Origin of the sequence: Roseicella aerolata (genome assembly GCF_020523605.1) — a bacterium.
GTDB lineage: Bacteria > Pseudomonadota > Alphaproteobacteria > Acetobacterales > Acetobacteraceae > Paracraurococcus > Paracraurococcus aerolatus.
Genome location: NZ_JAJAQI010000022.1, coordinates 1 through 21,979 on the forward strand (window position 1 = coordinate 1; position 21,979 = coordinate 21,979).

At 72.7% G+C, this 21,979-nt stretch carries 22 protein-coding genes; 11 read left to right on the forward strand and 11 right to left on the reverse strand.

Annotated features, from left to right (window positions below; all coding sequences use genetic code 11):
- Positions 1-127: 127 nt before the first annotated feature.
- The 5 genes from lnt (at position 128) to LHA35_RS15040 (ending at position 5,650) form a co-directional block, all read left to right on the forward strand.
- Positions 128-1,729, forward strand: coding sequence for an apolipoprotein N-acyltransferase (lnt, locus tag LHA35_RS15020; protein WP_264185560.1), 1,602 nt, complete (start codon positions 128-130; stop codon positions 1,727-1,729).
- Entirely contained in the window at positions 1,726-3,687 is a 1,962-nt protein-coding gene (locus tag LHA35_RS15025; RefSeq protein ID WP_226609239.1) for a heme lyase CcmF/NrfE family subunit, read from the forward strand. Before lnt ends, LHA35_RS15025 begins: the two co-directional genes overlap by 4 nt.
- Positions 3,684-4,340 carry a DsbE family thiol:disulfide interchange protein gene (locus tag LHA35_RS15030; RefSeq protein WP_226609241.1) on the forward strand — a complete coding sequence of 219 codons (657 nt, stop codon included), beginning with the start codon at positions 3,684-3,686 and terminating at the stop codon, positions 4,338-4,340. Before LHA35_RS15025 ends, LHA35_RS15030 begins: the two co-directional genes overlap by 4 nt.
- Positions 4,341-4,503: 163 nt before the next feature.
- Positions 4,504-5,322 (forward strand): c-type cytochrome biogenesis protein CcmI, encoded by an 819-nt coding sequence (gene ccmI, locus LHA35_RS15035; protein WP_226609243.1) that lies wholly within the window; start codon positions 4,504-4,506, stop codon positions 5,320-5,322.
- Positions 5,323-5,371: 49 nt separating this feature from the next.
- Positions 5,372-5,650 (forward strand): hypothetical protein, encoded by a 279-nt coding sequence (locus LHA35_RS15040; protein ID WP_226609473.1) that lies wholly within the window; start codon positions 5,372-5,374, stop codon positions 5,648-5,650.
- Positions 5,651-5,707: 57 nt separating this feature from the next.
- Here the strand turns inward: LHA35_RS15040 and LHA35_RS15045 are convergent, their stop codons facing one another.
- A complete protein-coding gene (locus LHA35_RS15045) occupies positions 5,708-6,748 on the reverse strand; it encodes an arsenic resistance protein (RefSeq protein ID WP_226609246.1) in 1,041 nt (346 codons plus the stop codon).
- A 331-nt stretch (positions 6,749-7,079) separates the two neighbouring features.
- Between LHA35_RS15045 and LHA35_RS15050 the strand changes: the two genes are divergently transcribed.
- On the forward strand, positions 7,080-7,709 hold the full coding sequence (locus LHA35_RS15050; RefSeq protein ID WP_226609250.1) for a cation transporter: 630 nt from the start codon (positions 7,080-7,082) through the stop codon (positions 7,707-7,709).
- A gap of 11 nt (positions 7,710-7,720) precedes the next feature.
- Positions 7,721-8,974 carry a cytochrome P450 gene (locus tag LHA35_RS15055; RefSeq protein ID WP_226609253.1) on the forward strand — a complete coding sequence of 418 codons (1,254 nt, stop codon included), beginning with the start codon at positions 7,721-7,723 and terminating at the stop codon, positions 8,972-8,974.
- 36 nt (positions 8,975-9,010) lie between these two features.
- Here the strand turns inward: LHA35_RS15055 and LHA35_RS15060 are convergent, their stop codons facing one another.
- Both LHA35_RS15060 and LHA35_RS15065 read right to left on the reverse strand, forming a co-directional pair.
- Positions 9,011-9,607, reverse strand: coding sequence for a methyltransferase domain-containing protein (locus LHA35_RS15060; RefSeq protein ID WP_226609475.1), 597 nt, complete (start codon positions 9,605-9,607; stop codon positions 9,011-9,013).
- 537 nt (positions 9,608-10,144) lie between these two features.
- On the reverse strand, positions 10,145-11,056 hold the full coding sequence (locus tag LHA35_RS15065; RefSeq protein WP_226609256.1) for a VOC family protein: 912 nt from the start codon (positions 11,054-11,056) through the stop codon (positions 10,145-10,147).
- Positions 11,057-11,348: 292 nt separating this feature from the next.
- Here LHA35_RS15065 and LHA35_RS15070 point away from each other — a divergent pair, with 292 nt between their 5' ends.
- Complete coding sequence (locus LHA35_RS15070; protein WP_226609258.1) at positions 11,349-12,245, forward strand: LysR family transcriptional regulator; 897 nt, start codon at positions 11,349-11,351, stop codon at positions 12,243-12,245.
- A gap of 432 nt (positions 12,246-12,677) precedes the next feature.
- Here the strand turns inward: LHA35_RS15070 and LHA35_RS15075 are convergent, their stop codons facing one another.
- The 3 genes from LHA35_RS15075 to LHA35_RS15085 form a co-directional block, all read right to left on the reverse strand.
- A complete protein-coding gene (locus tag LHA35_RS15075; RefSeq protein ID WP_226609261.1) occupies positions 12,678-13,136 on the reverse strand; it encodes a DUF411 domain-containing protein in 459 nt (152 codons plus the stop codon).
- 12 nt (positions 13,137-13,148) lie between these two features.
- On the reverse strand, positions 13,149-13,406 hold the full coding sequence (locus LHA35_RS15080) for a hypothetical protein (protein ID WP_226609263.1): 258 nt from the start codon (positions 13,404-13,406) through the stop codon (positions 13,149-13,151).
- Positions 13,407-13,702: 296 nt separating this feature from the next.
- Positions 13,703-15,043: an Nramp family divalent metal transporter gene (locus tag LHA35_RS15085; protein WP_226609266.1), complete on the reverse strand. Its 1,341-nt coding sequence runs from the start codon at positions 15,041-15,043 to the stop codon at positions 13,703-13,705.
- Positions 15,044-15,126: 83 nt separating this feature from the next.
- Between LHA35_RS15085 and mntR the strand changes: the two genes are divergently transcribed.
- Complete coding sequence (gene mntR / locus LHA35_RS15090) at positions 15,127-15,582, forward strand: manganese-binding transcriptional regulator MntR (RefSeq protein ID WP_226609269.1); 456 nt, start codon at positions 15,127-15,129, stop codon at positions 15,580-15,582.
- Positions 15,579-16,031, forward strand: coding sequence for a MerR family transcriptional regulator (locus tag LHA35_RS15095; protein WP_226609271.1), 453 nt, complete (start codon positions 15,579-15,581; stop codon positions 16,029-16,031). The genes mntR and LHA35_RS15095 overlap by 4 nt, the downstream gene beginning before the upstream one ends.
- Here the strand turns inward: LHA35_RS15095 and LHA35_RS15100 are convergent.
- Together LHA35_RS15100 and LHA35_RS15105 are read right to left on the reverse strand one after the other, a co-directional pair.
- Positions 15,955-16,470 (reverse strand): calcium-binding protein, encoded by a 516-nt coding sequence (locus LHA35_RS15100; protein ID WP_226609274.1) that lies wholly within the window; start codon positions 16,468-16,470, stop codon positions 15,955-15,957. The two genes, LHA35_RS15095 and LHA35_RS15100, sit on opposite strands and share 77 nt — an antisense overlap.
- 327 nt (positions 16,471-16,797) lie before the next feature.
- Positions 16,798-17,202, reverse strand: coding sequence for a four-helix bundle copper-binding protein (locus LHA35_RS15105; RefSeq protein WP_226609278.1), 405 nt, complete (start codon positions 17,200-17,202; stop codon positions 16,798-16,800).
- A gap of 569 nt (positions 17,203-17,771) precedes the next feature.
- On the opposite strand from LHA35_RS15105, the gene LHA35_RS15110 reads away from it, so the two are divergent.
- The gene (locus LHA35_RS15110; protein ID WP_408902327.1) at positions 17,772-20,165 is read left to right on the forward strand and encodes a heavy metal translocating P-type ATPase; all 2,394 of its coding nucleotides are present in this window, start codon (positions 17,772-17,774) and stop codon (positions 20,163-20,165) included.
- 332 nt (positions 20,166-20,497) lie between these two features.
- On the opposite strand, the gene LHA35_RS15115 is transcribed toward LHA35_RS15110, so the two are convergent.
- The 3 genes from LHA35_RS15115 to LHA35_RS15125 form a co-directional block, all read right to left on the reverse strand.
- The gene (locus tag LHA35_RS15115; protein WP_226609280.1) at positions 20,498-20,902 is read right to left on the reverse strand and encodes a hypothetical protein; all 405 of its coding nucleotides are present in this window, start codon (positions 20,900-20,902) and stop codon (positions 20,498-20,500) included.
- A gap of 89 nt (positions 20,903-20,991) precedes the next feature.
- Positions 20,992-21,669, reverse strand: coding sequence for a class I SAM-dependent methyltransferase (locus tag LHA35_RS15120; RefSeq protein ID WP_226609282.1), 678 nt, complete (start codon positions 21,667-21,669; stop codon positions 20,992-20,994).
- A 58-nt stretch (positions 21,670-21,727) separates the two neighbouring features.
- Complete coding sequence (locus tag LHA35_RS15125; RefSeq protein WP_226609285.1) at positions 21,728-21,934, reverse strand: hypothetical protein; 207 nt, start codon at positions 21,932-21,934, stop codon at positions 21,728-21,730.
- Between the last annotated feature and the right edge of the window lie 45 nt (positions 21,935-21,979).

Here is a 21,979-nt window from a genome sequence, read left to right on the forward strand (position 1 = left end):
GTGCCGGCCGGTTACTCACGACAAAGACATCTTTATCATGAACCAACGCCCGTCACCGGCGCGCACGGCCCTGCTCAGGGCCTTACCGTAAATCTCCGCACGGATACTGCCAGCGGGCCTTGCTGCGCTGCCGCGTCGGCCGGCACTCGCCGCGGCCTTCGGCCTCGGCCTGCTCTCGGCCCTTGCGCTCCCGCCGGTCCACGCGATCCCGGTGCTGCTGCTCGCCGTGCCGGGGCTGCTCGCGCTGCTCGGCGCCGCGACGTCGTGGCGACGGGCGGCCGGGCTCGGCCTGGCCTGGGGCTTCGGCCACAACCTCGGGGGCCTGTACTGGGTCACGGAGGCGCTGCTCACGGACCCGGCGCGCTGGTGGTGGCTGGTGCCGCTCGCCGCGCCGGCGCTCGCCGCCGCGATGGCCCTCTACGCGGTGCCGCCCGCGCTCGCCGCCTGGTCCCTGCCTCCCGGCTGGCGCCGCCTGGCGGGCTTCGCCGGGGCCTGGACCCTCGCCGAGATGCTGCGCGGCGTGCTGTTGACCGGCTTCCCGTGGAATCCCCTGGGCGGCGTCTGGGCCTTCGCGGCGCTGCCGGTGCAGGGCGCGGCCGTGGTCGGCGTGCACGGCCTCTCCCTGCTGACGCTCCTGCTCGCGGGGCTCCCGGCCCTCCCCGACCGCCGCCGGGCCTGGCTCGCGGGTGGGACCGCGGCCCTGGCCCTCGCCGCCTTTGGCGCGTGGCGCCTCTCCGGCCCGGAGCCGCCGGGACCGCCGGTGCGGCTCGTGCTGGTGCAGGCCGGCGTGGCGCAGGCGGAGAAGTGGCGCGAGGACCGGCGCGCGGCCATCCTCCGCCGCTACCTCGACCTGACCGCGGACGCGGCCGCCCGCGCGGCGGCCGGGGCGCCGCCGGGCGCGGCGCTGGTGGTCGTCTGGCCGGAGACGGCCACGCAGTTCCTCCTCGCCCAGGATCCGGACGCGCGCCGCCTCGCGGCCGGCGCGCTGCCCTCCGGAGCCGCGCGGGCCCTGCTGCTCGCGGGCACCGTGCGCGTGGACTGGGGGGCCGACGGGCGGCCGGCGCGGCTCTGGAACAGCCTCGTCGCCCTCGACGCGGCGGGCGAGGTGCGCGCCGTCTACGACAAGTCGCGCCTCGTGCCCTTCGGCGAGTACATGCCGCTCGGCGGGCTGCTGCCGATCCGCATCGCCGCGGGCGGGATGGACTTCGGCGCGGGGCCCGGACCGGTCGCGCTCGCCGCGCCGGGCCTGCCGCCCTTCGGCGCGCTGATCTGCTACGAGGTGATCTTCCCCGGCGCGGTGGCGCCGGCGCCCCGGCCCGCTTGGCTCGTGAACGTCACCAACGACGCCTGGTTCGGCCGCTCCGCCGGACCGTGGCAGCACCTCGCCGCCGCGCGGCTGCGGGCCGTCGAGGAGGGGCTGCCGCTCGCGCGCGCGGCGCAGACCGGGATCTCCGCGGTCTTCGACGCCAGGGGCCGGCGGCTCGCGGCCCTCGGGATCGGCGAGACGGGGACGCTCGCGGCGGACCTGCCCGCGGCCGGCGCGCCGACGCCGTTCGCGCGCCTCGGCCAAGCTGTCCCAGCCGCCCTCGCGCTCGCGACGCTCGGCCTCGCGTGCTTGCGTCGACGCGGGCGAGACGGCCCGGCGGCGGGCTCGGATAGGGCGGCGCCGGGCTCCAGACGGAGATGGCGGGAGGGCAGCCCCCCGCCTCAAGGGGAGACGATGCCATGATTCCCGAACTCGGCCACTTCGCGCTGGCGCTCGCCCTGGCGCTGGCGCTCGCCCAATCGACGCTGCCGATCCTCGGTGCGCAGCGGCACGACGCGCGGCTGATGACGGCGGGCGCGCTGCTCGCCTACGGGCAGCTGCTCGCCGTGCTGGCGGGATTCGGCGCGCTCATGTGGAGCTTCGTCGTCAGCGACACGACGGTATCCAACGTCGTCGCCAACAGCCATTCCGCCAAGCCGCTGCTCTACAAGCTCACGGGCACCTGGGGGAACCACGAGGGCTCCATGGTCCTCTGGGTCCTCATCCTCGCCCTCTGCGGCGGCGCCGTCGCGGGCTTCGGCCGCAACCTGCCGACCGCCTTGCAGGCGCGCGTCATCGGCGTGCTGGGGCTGGTCGCGGTGGGCTTCCACGCCTTCATCCTGCTGACCTCCAACCCCTTCCGGCGCATCTGGCCGCCGCCCATGGACGGGCAGGGGCTCAATCCGTTGCTGCAGGACCCGGGCCTCGCCTTCCACCCGCCGCTGCTCTACCTCGGCTATGTCGGCTATGCGGTGACCTTCGCCTTCGCCTGCGCGGCGCTGATCGAGGGGCGGGTGGACGCGGCCTGGGGGCGTTGGGTGCGGCCCTGGGCGCTGGCCGCCTGGTCGTTCCTCACCCTCGGTATCGCGCTGGGGTCCTGGTGGGCCTACTACGAGCTCGGCTGGGGCGGCTACTGGTTCTGGGACCCGGTGGAGAACGCCTCCTTCCTGCCCTGGCTGGCGGGTACGGCGCTGCTGCATTCCGCGATCGTGGTCGAGAAGCGCGAGGCGCTGAAGGTCTGGACCGTGCTGCTGGCGCTGCTGGCCTTCGCGCTGTCGCTGCTCGGCACCTTCCTCGTGCGCTCGGGCGTGCTGAACTCGGTGCACGCCTCCGACCCGGCGCGGGGCGTGTTCATCCTCGGCCTGCTGATGGCCTATGTCGGCGGCGCCTTCGCGCTCTTCGCCTGGCGGGCGGGGCGGCTGGCGCCGACCGGCCTCTTCGCGCCGATCTCGCGCGAGGGCGCCCTGGTGCTGAACAACCTGCTGCTCTGCTCGATCTGCGCGGTGGTGCTGGTCGGCACGCTCTACCCGATGTTCGCGGACGCGCTGTTCGGCACGAAGATCTCGGTGGGCCCGCCCTTCTTCAACACGGCGGCCGCGCCGCTCGCCATCCCGCTGGTGGCCGCCATGGCGGTGGGGCCGATGCTGCCCTGGAAGCGCGCGGACCTCCGGGGCGCGCTGCAGCGGCTGTGGTGGGCGGCGCTGCTGGCGGCCGGCGCGCTGCTCCTCTGCCTCGCCCTCGCGGGCGAGAGGGTCTGGCCCGCCATCGGCTTCGCCGCGGCGGTGTGGCTGGTGGCCGGCGCGGCGGCCGACCTCGCCGACCGCACCGGGCTCCTCCGCCGCCCCGGCCAGGCCTGGAACCGCGCCCGCGGGCTGCCGCGCGCCGCCTGGGGCGCGGCCGTCGCCCATGCCGGCATGGGCGTGACCATCGCAGGCATCGCGGGCATGGGCCTCGCCACCGACGCGCTGGTCTCCCTCCGCCCCGGCGAAGCGCACCGCCTCGCCGGCTACGAATGGCGGCTCGAGGGCGTGCGCGACGTCGCCGGCCCGAACTGGTCCGCGCGGGAGGCGCGGGTGACGATCCGCCGCGACGGTGCCGCCGTGGCGGTGCTGGAGCCGCAGCGCCGCTTCTACCCCGCCGGCCGCCAGAACACGACCGAGGCGGCGATCCACGCCACCCTGTCGGCCGACCTCTACGCAGTGCTCGGCGAGGAGCGCGATGGCGTCGCCGTGCTCCGTCTGCACCACAACCCGCTCGCGCCCTGGATCTGGCTCGGCGCCGCGGTCATGGCTCTCGGCGGCGCCCTGTCGCTCTCCGATCGGCGGATGCGTGTCTCCGCTCCGGCGCCAAGGCCGGTGGTACGCGGCGGGGCTCCGGCGTGAGCAAGGTCGCGCAGCCCAAGGGGCTGGACCGCGGCACCGCCGCCCCGGCCGGGACCGGCGCGGCGCCCGCCGGCACCCGCAGACCGTGGCGCCGCCGCGCCCTGCTGCTCGTGCCGCTCGGCCTTGCCGCCGGCGCCGGTGCGGGCTTCTACGCCATGCTGCGAGGATTGCAGACCGGCGACTACAAGCCACGGGGCGTGCCCTCCGCCCTGATCGGCAAGCCGGTGCCGGACTTCACCTTGCCGCCGCTCGACGGCGCCGACCGCCCGGCCCTGGCCGCCGCCGACCTCCGCGCCCCTGGCCGGCCAGTGCTGGTGAACTTCTTCGCCTCCTGGTGCCTGCCCTGCGTCGCCGAGCACCCGATGCTGGTGCGCCTCGAGCGCGCCGGCGTGCCGGTCCTGGGCGTTGCCTACAAGGACCGGCCGGAGGACGCGCTCGGCTTCCTGCGCCGCTACGGTAACCCCTATGCCCGCATCGGCGTGGACCTGCCCGGGCGGGTGGCGATCGAATGGGGCCTTTACGGCGTGCCGGAGACCTACCTAGTCGACGGCGGCGGCCTGATCCGCTGGCGCTGGGCCGGGCCGCTGACCGAGGAGGTGCTGGCGCGCGACCTTGAGCCGCTGCTGAAGCGCCACGCCGCCGCCCCCGCATGATCGACCGTCCCCCGCCCCCTACTCCGTGCGCTGACGCCCGCCGCCGCCCTGCTCGCCGCGCCCCCCTGGGCCGCGCAGGCGGCCGTGGGCAACCCGGCGGCGCGGCTGCGCGACCCGGCGCAGGAGGAGCGGGTCGCGGGGGCGGACGGGGCGGGACACCGGCATGACCTGGCTGCTGATGGGCCTGCTAGCCGCGGCGGCGCTGCTGCCGCTCGCGCTCGCCGCGCTGCGCCCGCCCGGCGCCGTGGCCGTGCGCGGCCGGCGGGAGGCCGACCTCGCCCTCTACCGCGCGCAGCTCGCCGAGCTGGACCGGGAGCGGAACGCCGGACGGCTAGACGAGGCGGCGCACCGGGCCGCGGTGCTGGAGGTGCAGCGCCGCCTGCTCGCCGCACCGGAGGAGGGCGCGACAGCGGCGGAGGCGCGGGCCCGCGGCGGCGCGGCGCGGCTGACTCTGATGGCCGCAGCCGTCGCCGTGCCGGTCTTCGCCCTCGGGATCTACCGGCTCGCCGGGGTACCGGACATGCCTTCGGTCTCCTTCGCGGAGCGGCGCGAGGCGACGGAGCGCGATGACGCGCTGCTGGCCACCTTGCGGGCGCAGCTGGCGCAGCTCGACCCGGCGAGCGATGCGGCGCGGCAGGGGTGGGTGCTGCTCGCGGACGCGGAGCGCAACCACGGCCGCCTGGACGCCGCAGCGGAGGCCTATCGCCGGGCGCTGGCTGGCGGCTTCGACGCCGACCTCGCCGGTCAGCTCACCCAGGTGCTGCTGGAGGCCGACCGGGTGGAGGAGGCGGAGCAGCTGCTGGCCGAGGCCCTGCCTCGGGCGCCCCGGCACATCGGCCTGCGCTTCCTCGCGGGCCTCGCCGAGGCGCGCGCCGGGCGGCCGGAGGCGGCGCGCGCCGCTTGGCGGGCGCTGCTGGCCGACGCGCCGCCGGACGCGCCCTGGCGGGTGATGGTGGAGCGGCGGATGGCGAACCTGCCCTGAGGCAGACGGACAGGGCGTCGCCTCCGCGGGAGCTGCAGCCCGACCGGTCATCAATCCTCGAACGGGTCGAGCTCCCCGGCCGTGCCATCGCACGCGGGCGGCCACCGGCGGCCTGGCGAGATTGCTGGCGGACGCGGCGACGGACCGGGTGCTCGGCGTGCACACCATCGGCCCGGGCGCCGGCACCCTGATCCACGACGCGGCGCTGGCGATGGCCTTCGGCGCCTCGGCCGAGGACATCGGGCGCACCACCCACGCCCGCCCGGCGCTGCCGGAGGCGCCGCGCGAGGCGGCGCGGGCGGCGGACGGGCGGTCGATGCACCTCTGACGCGCGCGGCGAGCGGGACCGGCCGGATGCCGCCGCGACAGCTGCAGGTCGGCGCCATCACGAAGGAGGTCCTGCGCCGCGACCTGCTGCCCCGGCTGCGGCGCCACGCGTGACCCTCCGTTGCCATCGCCCCGGTTTGCTGAAGCGGCTCAGCGGCGGAGGATTGAGGCTAGGCCGGCGCGGTTGTCCCAGCCGCGGGATGGTGCGGATGTAGATGAGCTCGCCGATCAGCTCGACCAGAGTCTGCGCCACGATGATCGCCGGCAGCACGGGCAGCGCGCCGGGGACCGAGAGCGCCAGGGGGAGCACGACCAGCGAGTTGCGCGTCGCGGCGCTGAAGGCGACGGCGCGCGCCTCGCCCGCCCGCAGTCCTGACAGTCGCGCCACGCCCCACCCGACCAGCGGAGCGAGCAGTGCGAACAGCACGTAGACCGGGACGACCGTAAGTACGGCGTCGAGCGCCTGCCCGAGGCGCGGCACGACGGCGGCCACGACGGCGAAGAGCACGACCGCCGTGGCCGGCACCGGAAGCACGCCCAGAACGGACGCCGCCCTCGCCCCGCCCGCGGTGCGGCGCGCCCACAGCTGCACGAGGCCGGCGAGCGCGAGCGGTACGGCGATGAGCCACAGGAAGGCGTGGACGAAGGGGCCGACCTGCACCAGCCGGGCCGCGTCCTCGTCCAGCAGGAGGCCGAGATAGACCGGCAGCAGCGCCATCTGGAGCAGGAGCAGCGCAGGCGTCGCCGCCAGGAGCGGCTTGGCGTCGGCGCGCCCGAGGTGGGCGAAGGTCACGACGTAGTCGACGCAGGGCGTGAGCAGAACCAGCAGTGCGCCCAGCCGGATCAGCGGATCGGGCGGCAGGAGCTGCGCCAGGACTGCGGCGAGGAGCGGGATCGCCAGGAAGTTGGCGGCCAGCAGCGTCGCCATGAAGCGCCAACGGGCGAAGGCGAGCCCGAGGTCGCCGAGCGGCACCTGGAGGAAGGTGACGAAGAGCATGACGGCGAGCGCCGGGATGATCGCTGCCTCGAGCGCCGCGGTCCCCGGAAAGGCCTGGGCCAGAGCCGCAGCGACCGCAACCGCGCCGAAGTAGATCGGCACTTGGCGGGCTTCGAGCCGATCTCGGGTCCGCTGAACCAACACGTCCCTCCGTTCGGGTACGACCCGTGGCTTAGGGGCAAACCGCCGAGTGCCGCAAGGCGGACGGCCGTGCGGTTGGGGGAGATGGCGCTGGAACACGCTGGCGCCCCGTGCGTTCGGTGTGTCCGGACACTCAAACATCCATTGCGGCGTTTCTGCGAGGGAGGTTCGGCGGGCGCCCGCCAAGGCGACCCCATCGCCCGAGGCGCCGGGAGAAGGCGCCAGCGCGGGATTGGTGGAGGCCGTCCCGAGCGGCATGAGAGACGGCGACGAACTCTCTCGGAGAGCGATCATGGGCACCGAGCGCGAAGACGATGAACCCGAGGTCCCGCTCGACGCGCGCGACGCCGGCGAACGGCGCACCCTCGCCTGGGTGCTCTGCATCAATCTCGCACAGGCCCTTGGAGTAGGCACCGTGGGTCTGGTCGCGAGCTCGACGGGCCTGATGGGCGCGGCGCTCGACAATCTGGCCGACGCCGGCGTGTACGCGGTCAGTCTGTATGCAGTGGGCCGGACGGTGACGGCCAAGGCCCGCGTCGCGCGCCTGTCCGGCGTGCTTCTGATTGCGCTGGGTATCGGACTGCTCGTCGAGGTCATACGGCGCTTCTCCGCCGGGGCAGACCCGGTTGGCATCGCCATGATCGTCACGGCGCTCGTGAACGCGGCGGTCAACGTGCTCTGCCTGCGGCTCCTGCGGCCCCGCCGCGAGGAGGGCGTGCACCTCAAGGCCTCGTGGATCTTCACCACCAACGACATGCTGGCCAACGCCGGGATCGTCCTGTCCGGCGTCGCGGTGATGCTCACCGGCTCCGCTGTCCCCGACCTGCTGATCGGGCTGGTGGTGGTCGGGATCGTCCTCCACGGCGGATGGGAGATCCTCGAGCAGGCGCGCGAGGCCCGCCGCGCGGCGGACGCGGCGTAGGAGTAGGCCCGGTGCCTCGCCCCATCCCGCGCGACGCGAGCCTCGACGCCACGCTCGCCCTGCTCCGCGACCCCTACGGCTTCGTCCGGGAGCGGTGCCGGCGCCACGGGTCCGACCTCTTCGAGACCCGGCTCCTGCTCCACCGCACCGTCTGCATGACCGGGCCGGAGGCGGTCCGGCTCTTCTACGACCAGGACCGCTTCGCCCGGCGCGGCGTGATGCCCGAGCGGATCCGCAGCACATTGCTCGGCCGGGGCGGGGTGCAAGGGCTGGACGACGCGGCGCACCGGCACCGCAAGCGCATGTTCATGGCGCTGATGACCCCCGAGCGGATCGCCGCGCTGGGGGCGCTGACCGCCGAGATCCTGCGCGCCCGCGCCTCGGAATGGGCGTCGCAGGGACATGTGGTGCTCTACGACGCGCTGCCGGAGGTCCTGACCCGGGCCGTGTGCGCCTGGTCCGGCGTCCCCCTCGCGGAGGGGGAGGCGGGCCGGCGCTCGCGGGAACTGACGGCGATGTTCGACGGCGCGGGGGCGATCGGGCCGCGGCATTGGCGGTCGCGGCTGGCCCGCCGGAGCGGCGAGCGTTGGATCGCCGGGCTCGTCGAGCGGGTCCGCGCCGGCCGGCTCGAGCCGCCCGAGGGGAGCGCGCTGCGCGTCGTCGCCCTGCACCAGAACCTGGAGGGGCAGCCGCTGCACCCACGCGTCGCCGCGGTGGAGGTGCTCAACGTGCTGCGGCCGACCGTGGCGGTCGCGGTGTTCATCACCCTCGCCGCCCACGCGCTTCACCTGCATTCGGAGTGCCGGCGGAGGCTCCAGGCCGGCGAGGCGGGCTACGCCGACCTCTTCGTGCAGGAGGTGCGCCGGTTCTACCCGTTCTTCCCGGCCGTCATGGCGCGCACGCGGCGCGGGTTCGAGTGGCAGGGTTACCGGTTCCCCAAAGGCGTTCGGGTGATGCTCGACCTTTACGGCACCGACCACGACCCCCGGAGCTGGGACGCGCCGGACGAGTTCCGCCCTGAGCGGTTCCGGACGTGGGACGGGAGCCCCTTCGACTTCATCCCGCAGGGCGGCGGAGACCACCACCAGGGCCACCGCTGCCCGGGCGAGTGGATCACAATCGAGCTCATGAAGGTGGCGGTGGACTTTCTGGCGCGGCGCATCGCCTACGACGTGCCGGACCAGGACCTGCGGATCGAGCTGTCGAGGCTCCCGGCCCTGCCGCGGAGCCGGTTCGTGATCAGCAACGTGCGATCGAGTTCTTGACCGCCGTGAAGATGGTTGGTGCGGGCTGCGCTCCGGTCACGACCCCTCCCGACGCCCTCGGTAGAGCGAGATCGAGCCGGTGGGCGTCGGGACGATGGCCGTCTCGGCCACGTCGCGAAAGCTGGCGCCGCGCATCAGGTCGGGCAGGATCCCGCGCGCGTTGGGCTCGGTGTCAGCGCGCCCGTCGAGGAGCTGGACGTGCCAGAACAGCCAGCGCATGAGGCGCGTCCGCTGCAGCCCGTAGTCGGCGATGTGGATCTCGCCGCCCGGCGCCAGCGCGGCGTGCATCGCCGCGAGGCCGGCCGCCTTCCCGGCGAGAGGCACCTGGTGGAAAACCAGGCTGGAGACCACCTTGGCCGCGCGGCGGCCCGCGAGCAGCGCGGCGGCGTCCTCGGCGAAGCCCTGCAGGAGCTCGACCGCGAGGCCAGCCGCCGCGGCCTTCACCGCCGCGCGCCGGAGCACCTCCGGGTCGGGGTCGATCCCGACGAGGACGGCCCCGGGCGCCGCGCGGCCGAGCAGCACGAGCAGCGAGCCCGTGCCGCAGCCGACGTCCACAATGAGCTGGCCCGCAGCCGGTCGGATCTGCTCGACGAGGAGGCCCCGCCAGCGACGCTCCCGGGTGCCGAAGGCGATCCCGGCGTCGTAGAGCGGCGTGAGCCACCGGACGCCCGCGGCGGGGGTGAAGCTGCCCGGCCGCTGATCTACAGAGGGGGACGTGGCCGCTCTCCTCGGCTGTCGTCCACCGAGCTAGCATCCGGCGGGGACCGCCGGCCAGGCTGGCCGCGCTGCACGTGCACGGGCCGGGGATCGCCGCCTGCGCCGGTCATCCCACGCGCCTATGCGCCCGCGGGCGGGTCAGCCGCCCGGGACGCTGCCGGTCGAGAACATCGAACGTGGCCGCGGCCGGGTTCCGCCTCGGGAAGTCCGATGACCCTTCGACCGGTTCCGGTCGATCACTCTGGCACCACTGGACACCCTCATGGGGGGTCGTCACGGGAAGATAGCGGAATGCCGCATCGTCGAGGTGTTGGCCGTCGCCGAGTTGTAGTGGCGTGGTAGAACGCTGACGGAAGTCAAGACGTCTGAGCCGTAGCTCGCCACTTCCATCAACGCCTCCTGGCTCAACTTTGCCCGCTGCCAATCTCCCGCTCGCTGAATGCCCAAGGACACTCACGAGCCGAGCATCATGCTCTCCGGATGCTCATGCCCCCAGCCGTTCATAACGTCCGCCATCTGATGAGGCTCGATGGAGACCAGGCGCGGTTCGGCATCGTCATTGAACTGGCCCATACCTGAGCTGAACTCGTTCCTGTTACCGCCGGGATCGAGGATGTACGCATAGTTGTTCGTCCCGAAGCCGGTCGACCGTCCGAGACCCACGTTGTGGCGCCCCGGTCCGAACTCCCACCTCAGGCGGTGATCCATGAGCCGGTCGGACAGGCGGAAGTAGTGGTTGCCATCCTCGACCGAGAAGGCGACGTGATGCAGTCGATCCGTCGGTCTGAAAGCGCGCGTGTAGGCAATGTCATGGTCATAGGCGGATGACCGCAGCCAAACCGCCGCGACCCTGCCCCCCACGGCGACGCTGAACGAGAACTTGAAGCCGATCAAGGCCAGGAAGCTCTGCATCACCCGCGGATCGACCTCACCGGTTATGTTGATGTGGTCCATCCCGCAAGGCGCGTGCGAGCCCTTTGAGGCGAAGCTGGTGACTCCGGCCCTGCGACCGGCGTCGCCGACCGCAAGGCGCATCGAGTGCCCGGACGGGGTCGTGAAGGCCAAGGCCGGGCCTTCACCCGGTCGGCTTCCTCCGCCCGTTCTCCCGTGGGCGACGTTCTCGCTCGACAAGATGGCCGCCACGCGATCGAGATCGTCTTTGTCGTCGACCCCGAAGGTGAAGTCCCGAATCCCAGAGCCACCCCGGACCAGGGTAAGCTCACCGACCTCTCCCTGACATGAGAGGTGTACGTGATCGTCGGTTCTCTCGAGAACCTTCATGCTCAGGACATCGACATACCAAGCCAATGCCTTGCCGAGGTCTGGCGTGAATATCGCTGCGTGGTCCAGCCTGTTGATGGCCATGACTTCTCTCCTGGGCAGGTCGTTGGTTCTGCGGCTGCGTGCCGTTGATTGCGGCTGGGCGAGGGCTTGGCCTTGCGCAGCCGCAAGCAGAGCGCCTGCTGCGATGCCGCCGAGGACCGAGCGCCGAGAGGGGTTCTCTGGATCTGACATGGCGGCGGCCTCCTTCCGCGTGAGCCGCCGGATCATGAGACCGATCGGGCGGCGTCGATTGCGTGCAGCCTATCTAGTCGGTGCATGCCCCTTGCGGGATCGATGAAAATGCGATTGTCTTCATCGGCACGGGTGATGGATTTTGATCGGCAGCCTCACGCTCGACCAACTCCGCGTCCTGGTGGCGATCGCCGATGCAGGCAGCTTCTCTGCGGCCGGCCGGATGCTCCGCCGCGCCCAGTCGGCAATCAGCCAGGCCGTGGCGACTCTCGAGGCGACACAGGGCGTGCTGCTGTTCGACCGGAGCGGTCACCGGCCGGCCCTGACCGAGACCGGGCGCGTGCTCGTGCAGCAGGCGCGGCTGGTGCTGGGCAGCGCCGCCCGGTTCGAGGCGGTGGCGGCGGGCACGCGCGCCGGCCTGGAGCCGGAGCTCGCGGTCGCGATCGATCCCCTGGTGCCAACCGCGCCGCTGATCGAGAGCCTGCGCGCTTTGAGCGAGACCTTCCCCCACCTTCCGGTCAGCTTCTCGACCGAGGGGCTCGGGGGATCGCTCCGGCGCCTGCGGAGCGGCTCGGCCGCGTTGGCGATCTGCCTCCTGCTTCCCGCCGTGCCCGAGGACGTCGCCGCCTATCCGTTGCTCCGCATCGGCATGCAGGCGGTCGCCGCGCCCGGGCATCCGCTCGCCTCGCTCGGGCGCCCGGCGACCCGGAGCGACCTGGAGCTCCACGTCCAGCTCGTGCTGTCGGATCCGGTGGATCCGCACAGCGGCAACTACGGCCTTTCGAGCGGGCGGCTGTGGCGTTTCGTCGACCTTGGACGGCGGATGGACTTCCTCCTGGCCGGCTTCGGCTGGTGCCGCATGCCCGAGCACCTCGTCACCGGTCCGATCGCGGCGGGACAGCTGACGGCGATCCGCATCGAGGAGGACCCGACGCCGCGCGAGGGGCTAACGATCCATGCGGCCCACGAGCGTGATCGCGCGCTCGGGCCCGCCGGGCGCTGGCTGCTCGACGAGCTGAGGCGCCGTCTGTGCCCATGAGGGCGAGACGGCTCGGGGAGCGTCACAGCACTCCTCGCGTCCGGCCTACCGCGTGCCGCGCCATGCTCGGCCGTGGCGTCCGCGCCGGCGCCAGTCCTGCGCTGCAGCCGCCTCCGACGCGCGCGGCCCGGTGCCCGCCAGCACGCTCCCGCGTTGGTGCGCATCGCCAGCGTCAGATTGTCAGTGCCTGTGCGGCGCGGCGGCGCCCTCTTACTGCCCGCCGCCGTGGCGCTTGCCGCGGTGCCCGGCCAGGGGCGTGCCCAGACCGCGCCGGCAGCCTCCCCGCTCCGCGTGATGCGCAGTCCCGGCTGCGGCTGCTTCAAGGGCTGGGCGGACCACCTGCGGGCGGCCAGCTTTGCGGTGGCGGTTGAGGACACGCTGGACCCCGACGCGGCGCGGCGCGCCGCCGGCGTCCTCGAGAACCTGGCGGGGTCAGGCCGGTATGGCTCCGGTAAATCGCATGAACGGTCGATGCGGCCCCTCGCCGAAGGCGATCACGTCGTAGGTGTCGGCGGCTTGGCCCGGCACCTCCATGCCCGGCGAGCCGACCGGCATCTCCGGCACCGCCAAGCCCCGCACGCCGGCGGGGCGTTCGGCCAGCAGGCGCCGGATCGCGGCGGCTGGCACATGGCCTTCAAGCGCGAAGCCCTCGACCTCCCCGGCATGGCAGGAGAGCAGGTCGGCCGGCGTGCCGAGCCGCCGGCGCACCGGGGCGACCGACCGCACGACCTGGTCATCCACGGCGAAACCCTCCGCGCGCAGGTGCGCCACCCAGCCGGAGCAGCACCCGCAGTTCGGGTCGCGCCAGACGGCGACGCGCGTCGCGCGCTGTGCGATCGCCGGGACGGGCAAGGCCGCGAGCGCGGCGAGCAGGATGCGACGTGGCGTCATGACGTCCTCCATTCAGCCAGCGCGCTGGTAACCGCGCAACTGGTCGTAGCGCGCCACCTGCTCCTCCGCGAGGAGTGATCGGGTCGCGACGTGGGGGACGAGGTCGACCGCCCGCACCGAAGCCGCGGCCGCCCCGACCCGCGCCGTCGCCTGCGTGATCGTCTCTGGCGTCGCGCGGCGTTCCGCGAAGAGCCGGTCGAGGGCGCGCTCGGCTTCGATCAGCCGCTTCCCGGCGGCGACCACATCGTGGCGCGTAATGCTCCGGCGCATGCATCGGGCCGGGATAGCTGTTCAGCTCGGCCGCGAGCGTAAGGCCCCTGCCGCGTCCAGCACGGAGGTAGGCGACCTCCTGCGTGGAGAGCGCCTTGATCTCGCGAGCTTCGAAGCCCTCATAGCTATCGGCGGGGTCAGTGGGCCGATGGCTGTCGCAATGCTGGGCGAGGGCAGGCGTCGCGGCGCACACCATGACGATCGCGAACGGCGGCAGGCGCATACTGAGGCCTTTCTGGGTGGCATGTGCTGCGAGCCTTCACCTTCCCATGGGAAGAAGTGAAGCAGCCCTTTCGTCAGCCTCCGAACGCCGCGTCGCTCAGCAACTTGATGTTGAGCCCGACGATCACCGCGGCGATCAGCCAACCCAGCGCGAGCTGCCATGTCGGCGCCGCCAGCGCGCCGAAGCGCTTCTTGTCGGAGGCGAACATCATCAACGGGATGACTGCGAAGGGCAGCTGCACCGACAGGATCACCTGGCTGAGGATCAGCAGCTGCGCCGTGCCCGAAGCGCCATAAATCCAGGTGACGATGACGGCCGGGATGATCGCGATCAGCCGCGTCACCAGCCGCCGCAACACGGGCGGCAGGCGGAAGCGCAGGAACCCCTCCATCACCACCTGTCCGGCCAGCGTCGCCGTCACCGTCGCGTTCAGCCCGCAGAGCAGGAGCGCGATCGCGAAGAGCTTGGCGGCTAGGACGCTGCCAAGCAGCGGTGCCATCAGCTTGTAGGCATCGCCGATCTCAGCGATCTCCGTCTCGCCGACGGTGTGGAAGGTCGCCGCAGCGGTGATCAGGATGGCCGAGTTGATGAAGAGCGCGAGCGTCAGCGCGATGGTGCTGTCGAGGGTGGCGAAGCGTATCGCCTCCCGCTTGCCCGGCTCGTCCTGTTTCCAGGCGCGCGACTGCACGACGGCGGTGTGCAGGTACAGGTTGTGCGGCATCACCGTCGCGCCGATGATGCCCATGGCGATGTAGAGCTGCGTCTCGTTCGTCACGATGGAGACGGCCGGGATATAGCCGCGCAGCACCGCTCCCCATTCCGGGTCGGCAAGCGCGATCTGGACCACGAAGGCGCCGAAGATCAGCACGATGAAGCCGAAGATCAGCGCCTCCAGCCAGCGCACGCCCTTGTTCTGCAGCCAGAGGATGAGGAAGGCGTCGAAGGCCGTCAGGATCACACCGTAGAGCAGCGGGATGCCGAACAGCAGCTCCAGCGCGATGGCGGTGCCGATCAGCTCCGCCAGGTCCGTCGCGCAGATCGCGACCTCGGCGAAGAACCAGAGCGGGTAGGCCACCGGCCTCGGGAAGCGGTCGCGGCAGAGCTGGGCGAGGTCGCGGCCCGTCACGATGCCGATCCGGGCGCAGAGCGCCTGGAGCAGGATCGCCATCAGCGAGGAGGTCAGCGCGACCGCGAGCAGCGTGTAGCCGAAGGCCGAGCCGCCGGCGAGCGAGGTTGCCCAGTTGCCGGGGTCCATGTAGCCGACGGCGACGAGGTAGCCCGGCCCCATGAAGGCGAAGAGCTTGCGGAGGAAGCCGCCAGCATTCGGCACGCGGACGCTTCGATAGACCTCCGGCAAGCTGGGTGGACCGGCAGCAGCCGGTGCGGCGACTGCCGTCTCCGAAGGCGGGGTCATGCGACACCTCCAAAATTTAGCCTAGGCTAAGTATTGTCTATGCCACTATCAAGCCTTCGCTGCCGGAACCCCATATCCCCCTCATGCGACGCGCCCTCGCTGAACGCCCCTTGCCCTCCGCCGACGACCACGCCGCCCGCTTCGCGCGCCAGCGCGAAGCCGACCGTACGGCCACCGCGGAGGATTACGTGGAACTGATCGCTGACCTCCTGCGGGAGGAAGGCGAGGCCCGTGCCGTGGACCTCGCGCGCCGCATGGGCGTGTCCCAGGCCACCGTCACCGCGACGATCGGCCGCCTTCAGCGCGACGGGCTGGTGGAGACGAAGCCCTACCGCGGCCTGTTCCTGACGGAAGAGGGCGGGCGCCTAGCCGCGGCGGCGAAGGCCCGGCACGACCTGGTAGTGCGCTTCCTGCTCGCGCTCGGCCTCGACCACGAGACGGCCGAGGCGGACGCCGAGGGGGTTGAGCATCACGTCAGCGAGAAGGCGCTGAAGGCCTTCGCGCGCTTCCTCGCCGATCGGGAGACGCCGGGTAGATGAGCGACGCCTTCAGCATCGGCGACCTCTCCCGCGCCACAGGCGTGAAGGCGACGACGATCCGCTTCTACGAGGCCGCGGGCCTGCTGCCGCTGCCGGGCCGCACCGAGGGCGGCCATCGGGTCTATGCGCGCGCGCATCTCGACCGCCTCGGCTTCATCCGCCACGCCCGCGAGCTCGGCTTCGCGATGGAGGACATCCGCGAGCTGCTGCGCCTGGCCGACGCCGCGCCGGGCGCGCCCTGCGAAGGCGCCGATGCCATCGCCCGCCGCCACCTCGCCGGCGTGCGCGAGCGGCTGGCGCGGCTGCGCTCGCTGGAGGCGGAGCTGGAGCGCATGGCGGCCTGCCACAACGGCCGCGTCGCGGGGTGCCGCGTCATTGAGGTGCTGGCCGATGCGGAGCACGGGCACTGCGCCGATCCGACCCATGGGGGAGCCAGCGAAAGGAGCTGAAGGTCAGGTTTTCAACCCGTCGAACCCCGGGGCCGCCGGCGATGCCGCTGTGGCCCGCGCCCTCGTCGAGCCGGTCGTCGCCCTCGCGGCCGAGCATGTTGTCGGCCGCCGCGCCGCCGTAGAGGGTATCGTCCCCCGCCCCGCCATCCACCAGGTCCCGGCCCTCGTTGCCGGAGAGCAGGTTCCCGTCCTCGTCGCCGCGGAGGACGTCGTCCTCCGGCCCGCCGCCGATCTCGTCGGTGCCACCTTGGCCGAAGGAGTGGTCGAAAGCCTCGCTGCCGCCGATGACGTCCGCCTCGGACCCGCCGACGGCGATGCGGTAGGTGCGTTCGCCGGCTTCGAAGTCGAAGCTCAGACCGCCATCGGCGAGCCTCTGATCGGCCCGGTCGTCCGACGAGGCATCGGGGACACCTCCGCTGTTATCTTGCTTGCGCAACATGCTACTCTCCTGGTTGACGAGAGGCGGATCCGCCGCCTCGGCGGTGGTTCGGCGGCCAGGACGACATGTGCTGGACGCCGGGGACGAAGAACGGAGCCGAAAGCACTGTGCGGGCCGGCCTCTGGGGTGCGTGGGTTTCGGCAGGATCCCGATCGGATCCCATCGTCGGGCCTGGGCCGATCAGGTTACTGGCGGCGGACCGCGACGGGGGTGGCGCGCAGGCGCGAGGAGCCCTCGGCGGGTCCGCCGGCGCGGCGGTGCCCGAAGCACCTGTCAGGCGGCGTCAGGTGAGATACGGTGACCGGACGCGCCCGAGCCGTCCGCGGTTCAGGCGGCGATGCTGCGCAGCGCCTCGGCGCAGGCCTTCTCGCAGCGGCGGCAGGACTCGGCGCAGATCCGACAATGCTCGTGGTGGCCGGCGTGGCGCTCGCACTCGGTGCCGCAGAGGCGGCAGGCCGTCTCGCAGGCCATCAGCATCTGGCGGATCACCTCCTCGTTGGAGCCGGTCCGCCGCGTCGCGACCGACCCGGTGGTGGCGCAGACATCGGCGCAGTCCAGATTGAGGCGGATGCACTGCGTGAGCTGCGCGACCATCTGCTCGCCGAGGCAAGCATCGGCGCAGGAGGTGCAAGTCTGCGCGCAGGAGTAGCACTCCTCGATGCAGCGGATCAGGGCGTCGTTGGTGTTGCCTTTCACGTGCGGGTGCGTGCTGATCATCTGTTGGGCGTGCATGCTCGTCTCCGGAATGGTGGAATGGCCAAGATCTTCGCGATGCGCGATGGCTGAGCCGCGGGCGCAGGGCGCAGGCTGGCCGGGAGCCGAACACCTTGCCTGCTGCCGAGGTTCGTTCCGGCAAGGCAGCCACAGGGGGCGAAGGCTGTTCGAACTGCATCATTTTATGACGGAACCCGCCGGCCCCCGCGACAATCAGTTCGGGCCGATGTTCAGCCGGTGTGCCGGCGGTGAGCGAATGCCGTTGTCGGAGCAGGCCTGCTTATCGCTGCGGCGCCGCGCAATCACGCGCGCGACTGCGAACGATGCATGCTGACGGGCGGCACTCCGTTCTGCCGTGCCGCCACCAGAGGCGCCGAGCGAGGCCATCCAATGGCACTCGATGCAGCACGCGAAGGTGCGATCGCCAGTATGACCGCGTCCTGTAGATGTGCCGCATCGCCGGGGCGCTGATCGGAGCGGGAGCCGAGCTTGACTTTCGCAGGGCGGGAAGGTGGAGCCTGCCCCTAGGATCTGACCGCCCGGTCGCGCGATGAAGCGCCAGCCGGGCCGAGCGGAGGCGAGCCGGCATGCACAGACACCCGACGAGTGAAGCGCAGGGCGAGCATGGCCATCACCCTGGCCAGGGCCACCATCACCGGGACGCCACAGCGGCTGCGGCGGGGAAGATTAAGGACCCCGTCTGCGGTATGGATGTGGACCCGCATGCAACGCCCCATCGCGCGGAGCATGTGGGCCAGCCCTTCTACTTCTGCTCGGCGGGATGCCGGTCGAAGTTCGTCGCCGACCCGGCACGCTACCTTGGCGGGCCGGATGCGCCGAAGCTTCGCGCCGAACCTGTCGCCCCGAGCACAATCTACACCTGCCCGATGCACTCCCAGGTGCGGCAGATCGGCCCTGGCAGCTGCCCGATCTGCGGCATGGCGCTCGAGCCGGAGATGGTGACCACCGAAGCCGGGCCGAACCCGGAGCTGGTGGACTTCACCCGGCGCTTCTGGATCGGCCTCGCGCTCACCCTGCCGGTGCTCGTGCTCGCGATGGGCCTGCACCTGCTCGGGCTCGACTCCCTGATCGACCGCTCCACCTCGAACTGGCTGCAACTCCTGTTCGGCACGCCCGTCGTGCTCTGGTCGGGCTGGCCCTTCTTCCAGCGCGGCTGGTGGTCGGTCGTGAACCGCAGCCTCAACATGTTCACGCTGATCGCGCTCGGCGTCGGCGTCGCCTGGCTCTACAGCATGGTCGCGACGCTCGCGCCCGGGGTCTTCCCGCCGACCTTCCGTGGCCCGGACGGCTCGGTCGCCGTCTACTTCGAGGTCGCGACGGTGATCGTGGTTCTCGTGCTCCTCGGCCAGGTGCTGGAGTTGCGCGCGAGGGAGCGGACTGGCGGCGCCATCCGCGCCCTGCTGAACCTCGCCCCCGACGTGGCGCGGCGCATCCGCGTGGATGGCACAGAGGAGGAGGTGCCGCTCGCCGCCGTCGCGGTCGGCGACCGGCTGCGCGTCCGTCCGGGCGACAAGGTGCCGCTCGATGGCGAGGTGCTGGAGGGCGGCAGCAACATCGACGAGAGCATGGTCACCGGCGAGCCGGTGCCGGTGCGCAAGGGCCCCGGCGCCCGCGTCATCGGCGGCACGCTCAACGGCCAGGGCGCCTTCGTCATGCGTGCCGACCGCGTGGGCCAGGACACGATGCTGGCGCGGATCGTGCAGATGGTCGCGCAGGCCCAGCGCTCGCAGGCGCCGATCCAGCGCATGGCGGACAAGGTTTCGGGCTGGTTCGTGCCGGTGGTGGTCGTGATTGCCGTCGTCTCCTTCATCGCCTGGCTGGTCTGGGGACCCGACCCGCGTGCGGCCTACGCGGTCGTGGCCGCGGTGACGGTACTGATCATCGCCTGTCCCTGCGCGCTCGGCCTGGCGACGCCGATGTCGATCATGGTCGGCGTCGGGCGCGGCGCGCAGGCAGGCGTGCTGATCAAGAACGCCGAGGCGCTGGAACGGCTCGAGGGCATAGATACGCTGGTGGTGGACAAGACCGGTACGCTGACGCAGGGCCGCCCCGAGGTGGTGGCGGTGGCGCCCGCCGACGGCTTTGCAGAGGCCGAGTTGCTGCGCCTGGCCGCGGGCCTGGAGCGGCCGAGCCAGCACCCGCTGGCCGAGGCGGTGGTGAGGGCAGCGGAAGCGCGCGGCCTCGTCATCCCGCCGGTCGAGGAGTTCGACGCGCCGGCCGGGCGCGGCGTGACCGGCGCGGTCGAGGGGCGGCGTGTCGCGGTGGGCAATCGGCGGCTGATGGAGGAGCTGGGCGTGGACGCCGCGGCGCTCGCGCCCGAGGCCGAGCGCCTGCGCAGCGAAGGCGCGACGGCCTTCTTCGTCGCGGTGGACGGCCGCCCGGCCGGCATCGTCGCCGTCGCCGATCCGGTGAAGGAGTCGACAGCGGCCGCGCTCGCCGGCCTCGCCGGGGAGGGCGTCCGGGTTCTCATGCTGACCGGCGACAATCGCACCACGGCCGAGGCGGTGGCAAAGCGGCTCGGTATCGCCGAGGTCGAGGCGGAGGTGCTGCCCGAGGACAAGCAGAGGATCGTCCAGCGGCTACGGGAGGAGGGCAGGCGCGTCGCGATGGCGGGGGACGGCGTGAACGATGCGCCCGCGCTCGCCGCGGCGGAGGTGGGCATTGCGATGGGCACCGGCACGGACGTCGCGATCGAGAGCGCCGGTGTGACGCTGCTCGGCGGCGACCTGACGGGCATCCTCCGCGCACGGCGGCTATCGCACCTCGTGATGCGCAACATCCGCCAGAACCTGTTCTTCGCCTTCGCCTACAACGCTGCCGGCGTTCCGGTCGCCGCGGGGGTGCTCTACCCCTTCTTCGGGATCCTGCTCTCGCCGGTGATCGCGGCGGCGGCGATGGCGCTCTCCTCGGTCAGCGTGGTCGCCAATGCGCTCAGGCTGCGGGCGACCCAACTCGGCTGAGGCGATTGCGTCGGCGCGTCCGCCCTCTGGCTCCACAGGGCTCGAGAGGGCGCCAGCCGCTCGGCGGATCGCGGGGAGCGGGCCGAAGATCGCGACGGCCTGCTGCACCGCGAGGCGGGCCTGGTCTTCGAGGTCGGGGAGAGCCTCAGGGGGGGTATTGCGGGCCACCTGGGCTGCCGGTCCGATCCGCGGACAGATCATCGCGGCGGCGAGGTCGGGCTGCCGACATGAGCGGACATGCGTCGGAGGGAGTTCCTACAGCGACAGCCCGACTGGCGTCATCTTGCCACGGACGCGGACAGCGGGACCGCCGCCCCCGCCTCCGGCCCGCATCACGTCAGCTGCCGCCGGACGAACCACGCCACGAGCGGCGGCAGCAGGATCCACTGCAGCACCGGCGAGAGCCCGACCCCGAGCAGCGGGATGACCGGCATGGCCTCCGCGTACTCCCATCGCCCGAGCGGGCCCGTGGCCAGCCACTCCAGCACCAGCGTGATCGCCACACCGATGGTGATGAACCCGGCGAGCTGACCGGTGCTCGGGGCGAGGATCCAGCGCCGCGTCCCCGCCATCGCGGCGACGCCCCAGAAGGCCACCACCGCGATGACGGCGTCGCCCAGGGTGGCGCTCGTGCAGACCTTGATGGCCTCCCAGTGCGGCGCCGGGGCCATGCTGCGGAACAGCGGCACCTGCAGGAACTCCCAAGGGTAGTTCAGCAGGAAGGCGAACACCGCCACGTTCGCCGCGGGCGCCTCGAGGAGGAGGCGGAAGGGACCGGGCGGCCGGGCGGGAGCATGGCTCCGATCGGGGGGGCGGCCCACGGGCGTCACGGGGCGGCGCCTGGATCGGAGGACCCGGCGTCCGGCGTCCCGCTCGGCCATGGGTCGGCGCCCGCAGCCCGCCGCGCCCGCCCCTCGTACATGAAGGTCATCGGCTTCGGTCCCTTGCCGAGGTGCCCGGAGCGGAGCTCTATCACATCGAAGCCGGCCTCGCGCAGCATGCGGTCCACGGGATTGTCGAGGTGGCAGCTGATCCGGGCCCAGAGGGGATCGAGGTGGTGCTGCCAGGCGGCGACCCCCGGCTCCGGCGCGAGCCCGTGCTCGACGAAGAGGAGCTCCCCCCCGGGCCTGAGCACGCGGCGCACCTCGCCGAGGCCGGCGCGGGCGTCGGTGAGACTGCAGAGCGTCCAGGCCATCACGACGGTGTCCACGCTGCCCTCCGCGAGCGGGATCGCCTCGGCCGCCGCCCGGACGAGGTGGACGGGGAAGGCGAGGTGGGCGGCCAGGGGCGCGGCGCGGCGCAGCAGTTCCGCCGAGGGGTCGAGCCCGACCACCGCCTCGACGCCGGGGCCGTAGAGCGGCAGGTTCAGCCCCGAGCCGATGCCGACCTCGAGCACGCGCCGTCGCGCGGGCCGGACCAGCCGCCCGCGGTAGGGCGCGAGATCCTCGGCGCGCATGGTCCAGTCGATCAGGCGCGGCAGGATCCAGCGGCCGTAGATGCCCATGGCTCCGCTCCGCGCCGCCTACCGGGTCCGACGTTCGGCTGGGTGCCGGCGGCCCGGGTCAGCCGCCCGCGATGCCCTTGACGACCTTGCCGGTGCCGCCGCAGTTCGGACAATCCTGGCCCTGGATGCGGCCGGTGCCCCCGCACTCGGGGCAGATGTCCTCGCCGGTACCCGGCGTCCCCGGGGGCGCGTCGTCGCCCGGGTAGGAGCCGGCGACGTCCGGCAGCCGCGGGTCGGTGGTGCCCTGGCGCTTCCGCTCCGCCATTCCCGCCTCCTCTAACCTTTGGATGCCCCGCCAACGCCCCGGCCG